Annotated in this window: 6 protein-coding genes; 5 read left to right on the forward strand and 1 reads right to left on the reverse strand. The window is 72.7% G+C overall.

Annotation, left to right across the window (positions count from 1 at the left end; all coding sequences use genetic code 11):
* Positions 1-166: 166 nt before the first annotated feature.
* Positions 167-706 (forward strand): MSMEG_1061 family FMN-dependent PPOX-type flavoprotein, encoded by a 540-nt coding sequence (locus tag ABZ877_RS30255; protein ID WP_361077428.1) that lies wholly within the window; start codon positions 167-169, stop codon positions 704-706.
* 9 nt (positions 707-715) lie between these two features.
* Positions 716-1,417 (forward strand): endonuclease V, encoded by a 702-nt coding sequence (locus ABZ877_RS30260; RefSeq protein WP_361077432.1) that lies wholly within the window; start codon positions 716-718, stop codon positions 1,415-1,417.
* Here the strand turns inward: ABZ877_RS30260 and ABZ877_RS30265 are convergent.
* The gene (locus ABZ877_RS30265; protein WP_361077435.1) at positions 1,404-2,636 is read right to left on the reverse strand and encodes a saccharopine dehydrogenase NADP-binding domain-containing protein; all 1,233 of its coding nucleotides are present in this window, start codon (positions 2,634-2,636) and stop codon (positions 1,404-1,406) included. The two genes, ABZ877_RS30260 and ABZ877_RS30265, sit on opposite strands and share 14 nt — an antisense overlap.
* A gap of 179 nt (positions 2,637-2,815) precedes the next feature.
* Between ABZ877_RS30265 and ABZ877_RS30270 the strand changes: the two genes are divergently transcribed.
* Genes ABZ877_RS30270 through ABZ877_RS30280 form a run of 3 tightly spaced genes read left to right on the forward strand, consistent with a single transcriptional unit; the run spans position 2,816 to position 6,391 of the window.
* On the forward strand, positions 2,816-3,982 hold the full coding sequence (locus ABZ877_RS30270) for a CaiB/BaiF CoA-transferase family protein (RefSeq protein ID WP_361077438.1): 1,167 nt from the start codon (positions 2,816-2,818) through the stop codon (positions 3,980-3,982).
* Positions 3,983-3,990: 8 nt separating this feature from the next.
* Entirely contained in the window at positions 3,991-5,133 is a 1,143-nt protein-coding gene (locus tag ABZ877_RS30275) for an acyl-CoA dehydrogenase family protein (protein WP_361077468.1), read from the forward strand.
* 43 nt (positions 5,134-5,176) lie between these two features.
* Complete coding sequence (locus ABZ877_RS30280) at positions 5,177-6,391, forward strand: acetyl-CoA C-acetyltransferase (RefSeq protein ID WP_361077441.1); 1,215 nt, start codon at positions 5,177-5,179, stop codon at positions 6,389-6,391.
* The last annotated feature ends 123 nt before the right edge of the window (positions 6,392-6,514 follow it).

Consider the following 6,514-nt stretch of genomic DNA (forward strand, 5'->3'; position numbering starts at 1 on the left):
GGTTCCGTTCCGTCTCCGCAGTCCGGCCGCGCGGCGGCCGGCACCGGAACAGCGCGTTCCGGCGTTAGGTGAGGCTAACCTAACATCAGATAATGTTCACGCGACAACCACTCTGGCGGGCACCCTGCGGTCGCGGCCGGAGGCCCGTACGAATCCTGGAGTTGGCTTGCTGCACACCACGGACACCGGCTACGTGGAGCTGCGCTCCGCGGACCTCTTGCGCGAGATCCTGGGCGAACCGCACCCCGTCGTCATCGACAAGGTCCACCCGCGCCTCGACGAGCTGGACCGGAGCATCATCGCCCGCTCCCCGTTCTGCCTGCTGTCCACCGCCGACGCCCTCGGCAACTGCGACGTGTCACCGCGCGGGGACGGCCCCGGCTTCGTCCACGTCGTCGACGACACCACGCTGGCCCTCCCGGACCGGCCGGGCAACCGGCGCGGCGACAGCTTCCACAACGTCCTGGAGAACCCGCACGCGGGCCTGCTGTTCCTGATCCCCGGCGCCACCGAGGTCCTGCGCGTCAACGGCCGCGCCCGCGTCCTCACCGACGCGCCCTTCTTCGACGCCATGGCGGTCAAGGGGCAACGCCCCGCCCTCGCGCTGCTCGTGGACATCGACGCCATCTATTTGCACTGCCCGCAGTCCCTGCGCCGCTCGGGCCTGTGGAAGCCGCGGACGTGGGAGAACCCGGCCGCCTCTTAGGGTGGTCGGATGCAGACGATCACGGGGGTCCCCGAAGGCTGGCCGGCGGACGAGGCGGCGGCACGCGCGGTGCAGGACGCCTTGCGCGACCGCGTCGTCCTCGACGAGACGGGGCCACCGCCCGGGACAGGCACGGTCACGGGGATCGACGTCGCCTACGACGACGCGCGCGATGTCGTCGCCGCGGCGGCCGTCGTCCTCGACGCGGCCACGCTCGACGTGATCGAGGAGGCCACGTCCGTCGGGCGCGTCGCCTTCCCGTACGTGCCGGGCCTGTTGGCGTTCCGCGAGATACCGGCCGTCCTCGGCGCCCTGGAGGCGCTGCGCACCGACCCCGGCCTCGTCGTCTGCGACGGCTACGGGCTCGCCCACCCGCGCCGCTTCGGCCTCGCGAGCCACCTCGGCGTGGTCACGGGGCTGCCCACGATCGGCGTCGCCAAGAACCCGTTCGTCTTCACGCACGGGGAGCTGGGGCGCGAGCGGGGGAGCGCCGCCGCGCTGCTCGCGGACGACGGGGACGAGGAGGTCGGCCGCGCCCTGCGCACCCGTGACGGCGTGAAGCCCGTGTACGTCTCCGTCGGCCACCGGGTCTCCCTGGCGAACGCGTGCGCGCACACGCTCGCCCTGACCCCCGCCTACCGCGTCCCGGAGACGACCCGCCGGGCCGACCGGCTGTGCCGGGACGCGCTGCTCGGCCTCACGGAGCGGTGACCGATGCCGCCACGCGGAACGTGAGCCCCGCCTTCTGGAGGCGGTCGATCAGGGCGTCCCCCATCGCCACCGCGGGGGTCACCTGGCCCGCGGTGTCGGGCAGTTCGTCCTGAGCGAGGCACATCGCGGACTCGGCCAGCATCTTCGCGGTCTCGTCGTACCCCGGGTCGCCGCCGGACACCTCCGTGTAGACCCGGCGCCCGCCGCCCTCGCCGACGAACCGCACCGAGAACCAGCTCTTGGCCCGGCGCGCCTCGTCGGGCCCGTCGCCGGGTTCGAGGCGGCCGCTCAGCCAGCGCCGTACGGGCGGCACCTGCGCGGCGGCGAACAGCGCCCCGGCGACCGCGACGCCGCCCACCGCGAACGGCAGGGTGCGCATCGCCGCGTAGTGCCGGTAGCGGAAGTCCGGGCCGTACCGCTCCAGGGCGCGCGCCGAGCGCTGGACCACCTGCGGGTCGATCGTGGGCAGCGGCACCGCCCACGCGTCGACCTCCTTGGCGTAGCGGGGCGCTCCCGTCGGCGCGTACGCGGTGCGGCCGACGAGACGCGGCTGGTGGCGGCGGCGCTCCTGCCGCGCGGCGAGCATCTGGCGTGCGCGCCCGAACTGGTTGAGGGCGGTGGCGAGGGTGCCGCCCGAGACCGTCGCGTTCGTCCGCACGAAACCGTCGACCCGCAGCGGCACGCCCTCCGGCAACTGCCGTACGGTGAAGTACGCGCCCAGGTCGTGCGGGATCGAGTCGAAGCCGCACGCGTGCACCAGGCGGGCGCCCGTCTCCCGCGCGCGGGCATCGTGGCGCACGTACATGAGGTCCACGAACTCCGGTTCGCCCGTGAGGTCCACGTAGTCGGTGCCCGCCTCCGCGCACGCCGCCACCAGCGCCTCCCCGTAGCGCAGATACGGTCCGACGGTCGTGGCGATGACGCGCGCGCGGGAGGCGAGTTCGCGCAGGGACGCCGCGTCGGCGACGTCCGCGCGTTCGAGCGGGAGCACCGCGCACGCCGGGTCGATGCCGGTCAGCCGCTCGCGCAGCCGCTCCAGCTTGGCCATGTCGCGGCCTGCGACCGCCCAGCGCAGCCCCTCCGGGGCGTGCGCCGCGAGGTACTCGGCGGTCAGCACCCCCGCGAAGCCGGTCGCGCCGAACAGGACCACGTCGTACGCCCTGTCCGCGCCCTTGTCCGTGCGGCGCCCGGCCGCACCAGCGCTACCAGACCTGTCCATGACACCCCTTACGTCGGTGGGGGCGAGGCTAGCGCGCGCGGACGCCGGGGTCAGCGCCGGGCCCGGGCGCGTCGCAAATTGACTGAGCGCTTGCTCGCTGGGGGGTTGTGCTGACCGGGACGGGTTCATAGCATCACTGGTGTTACATCAGTTGTGTCACAGACTGGGGGCGTAGCCGGATGGCAGTGGCAGGCACGGATACCGGCGACGGCCCGCTTGCCGGGGTGCGCGTGGTCGAACTCGCCGGGATCGGCCCGGGACCGTTCGCCGCGATGCTCCTGGCCGACCTCGGAGCCGACGTCGTACGGGTGGACAGACCCGGCGGCACGGGCCTCGCGATCGACCCCGCGTACGACGTCACCAACCGCAACAAGCGGTCCGTGGTCGTCGACCTCAAGAGCCCGGACGGCGCCGAGGCGGTGCTGCGCCTCGCCGAGCGGGCCGACGTCCTGATCGAGGGCTACCGGCCCGGCGTCACCGAGCGCCTCGGCGTCGGCCCCGACGCCTGCCACGCCCGCAACCCGAAGCTGGTCTACGGCCGGATGACCGGCTGGGGCCAGGACGGCCCGCTCGCCCAGCGCGCCGGGCACGACATCGGATACATCGCGGTCACCGGCGCCCTCTCCATGATCGGCAAACCGGACGAGCCGCCGACCGTCCCCGCCAACCTCGTCGGCGACTACGCGGGCGGCGCCCTCTACCTCGTCGTCGGCGTCCTCGCCGCCCTCCACCACGCGCGCGCCACCGGCGCCGGACAGGTCGTGGACGCGGCGATCGTCGACGGCACGTCGCACCTCGCGGCGATGATCCACGGCATGCTCGCGGCCGGCGGCTGGCAGGACCGGCGCGGCGCCAACCTCCTCGACGGCGGCTGCCCCTTCTACGGCACCTACGAGACCGCCGACGGTCAGTACATGGCGGTCGGCGCCCTCGAACAGCGGTTCTACGACGAGTTCATGGGGCTCATGGGCCTCACCGAGGTGGCGCCCGCGCGCGGCGACCTGGCCCGCTGGGGCGAGCTGCGCGACGCTGTCGCCGCCCGCTTCAAGCAACGGACGCGGGACGAATGGGCGGACGTCTTCGCGGGCTCCGACGCCTGCGCCGCGCCCGTCCTCTCCCTGCGCGAGGCCCCGGCCCACCCGCACCTCGCCGCCCGCGCCACCTTCGTCGACCACGAGGGCATCACGCAGCCCGCCCCCGCGCCGCGCTTCTCGGACACGCCGACCGCCGTCCGCACGGGCCCGGCGCGACCGGGTGCCCACACGGCGGAGGTGGCCCGCGACTGGGATGTACCCGACCTGATCCCCGCTTCTGAGATGTATGGCACCTCTAGGAAAGGCAGTTGATCGCGAGCATGGAGCGACGCCTGTTCAGCGCCGAGCACGAGGCGTTCCGCGAGACCGTCCGCACCTTCCTCGCCAAGGAGGTGACCCCGCACTACGAGCAGTGGGAGAAGGACGGCATCGTCGCGCGCGAGGCCTGGCTCGCCGCCGGACGCCAGGGGCTCCTCGGCCTCGCCGTCCCCGAGGAGTACGGGGGCGGCGGCAACGCCGACTTCCGCTACAGCGCGGTCCTCGCCGAGGAGTTCACGCGCGCGGGCGCCGCCGGGCTCGCCGTCGGCCTGCACAACGACATCATCGGCCCGTACCTGACCTCCCTCGCCACCGAGGAGCAGAAGCGGCGCTGGCTGCCCGGCTTCTGCGACGGCTCCACGATCACCGCCATCGCCATGACCGAACCCGGCGCGGGCTCCGACCTCCAGGCCATCCGCACCACGGCCGAGGACAAGGGCGACCACTGGCTGCTCAACGGCTCCAAGACCTTCATCTCCAACGGCATCCTCGCCGACCTCGTCATCGTCGTCGCCAAGACCACGCAGGACGGCGGCGCGCACGGCCTCTCCCTGCTCGTCGTCGAACGCGGCATGGACGGCTTCACGCGCGGCCGCAACCTCGACAAGATCGGCCAGAAGGCGCAGGACACTGCCGAGCTGTTCTTCGACGACGTACGCGTCCCCAAGGAGAATCTGCTCGGCGAACTCAACGGCGCGTTCCTCCACCTCATGACCAACCTCGCCCAGGAGCGCATGGGCATCGCCGTCGCCGCCATCGCCGCCGCCGAACACCTCCTGGAGATCACCACGGCGTACGTCAAGGAGCGCGAGGCCTTCGGGCGCCCGCTCGCCAAGCTCCAGCACATCCGGTTCGAGATAGCCGAGATGGCCACCGAGTGCGCCGTCACCCGTACGTTCCTCGACCGCTGCATCGAGGACCACGCGGCGGGCACGCTCGACGCCGTGCACGCCTCCATGGCGAAGTGGTGGGCGACCGAACTCCAGAAGCGGGTCGCGGACCGCTGCCTCCAACTCCACGGCGGGTACGGGTACATGACCGAGTACCGCGTCGCGAAGGCGTTCACCGACGGGCGCATCCAGACCATCTACGGCGGCACGACCGAGATCATGAAGGAGATCATCGGCCGCTCGCTGCTCTCCTGACCCTCACTGTCGTTCTTTGTCGCTCGCTCCGAAAGGCACTCCCGTGACCACTGACGCGTACGTCTACGACGCGATCCGCACCCCGCGCGGGCGGGGCAAGGCCACCGGCTCCCTGCACGGCACCAAGCCGATCGACCTGGTCGTCGGCCTCATCCACGAGATCCAGGCGCGCTTCCCGGGCCTCGACCCCGCCGCGATCGACGACATCGTGCTCGGCGTCGTCGGGCCCGTCGGCGACCAGGGCTCCGACATCGCGCGCATCGCGGCGATCGCGGCCGGGCTGCCCGACACGGTCGCGGGTGTCCAGGAGAACCGCTTCTGCGCTTCGGGCCTCGAAGCCGTCAACCTCGCCGCCATGAAGGTCCGCTCCGGCTGGGAGGACCTCGTCCTCGCCGGCGGCGTCGAGTCGATGTCACGCGTGCCGATGGCCTCCGACGGCGGCGCCTGGTTCGCCGACCCGATGACCAACTACGACACCGGGTTCGTGCCGCAGGGCATCGGCGCCGACCTCATCGCCACGATCGAGGGGTTCTCGCGGCGCGACGTGGACGAGTACGCGGCGCTCTCCCAGGAACGGGCCGCCGCCGCGGTGAAGGACGGGCGGTTCGACCGCTCGGTGGTCCCGGTCAAGGACCGCAGCGGCCTGACCGTCCTGGACCGCGACGAATTCCTGCGGCCCGGCACGACCGCCGACTCGCTGGCCAAGCTCAAGCCGTCCTTCGCGGACATCGGTGAGCTGGGCGGGTTCGACGCGGTCGCGCTCCAGAAGTACCACTGGGTCGAGAAGATCGACCACGTCCACCACGCGGGCAACTCCTCCGGCATCGTCGACGGCGCCTCCCTCGTCGCCATCGGCTCCCGCGAGGTCGGGGAGCGGTACGGGCTGACGCCGCGCGCGCGGGTCGTCTCCGTCGCGGTCTCCGGCTCCGAGCCCACCATCATGCTGACCGGGCCCGCGCCCGCCACCCGCAAGGCGCTCGCCAAGGCGGGGCTGACCATCGACGACATCGATCTGGTCGAGATCAACGAGGCGTTCGCGGCGGTGGTGCTCCGCTTCGTCCGGGACATGGGGCTGTCGCTCGACAAGGTCAACGTCAACGGCGGGGCGATCGCGCTCGGGCATCCGCTGGGGGCGACCGGGGCGATGATCCTCGGCACGCTCGTCGACGAACTGGAGCGGCGGGACCTCCGGTACGGGCTGGCCACGTTGTGCGTCGGGGGCGGGATGGGGATCGCGACGATCGTGGAGCGGGTGTAGCGCCGTCGGGGTGGGTGTGCCGTCGCCGGTGCGGCATACGTCGTGGCTGGTCGCGCAGTTCCCCGCGCCCCTGAGATGGCGCTGCTCCACACCGTCGGCGCGGGCCTACAGGAACGCGCCGCG

Origin of the sequence: Streptomyces sp. NPDC046939 (genome assembly GCF_040644575.1) — a bacterium.
Taxonomy (GTDB): domain Bacteria; phylum Actinomycetota; class Actinomycetes; order Streptomycetales; family Streptomycetaceae; genus Streptomyces.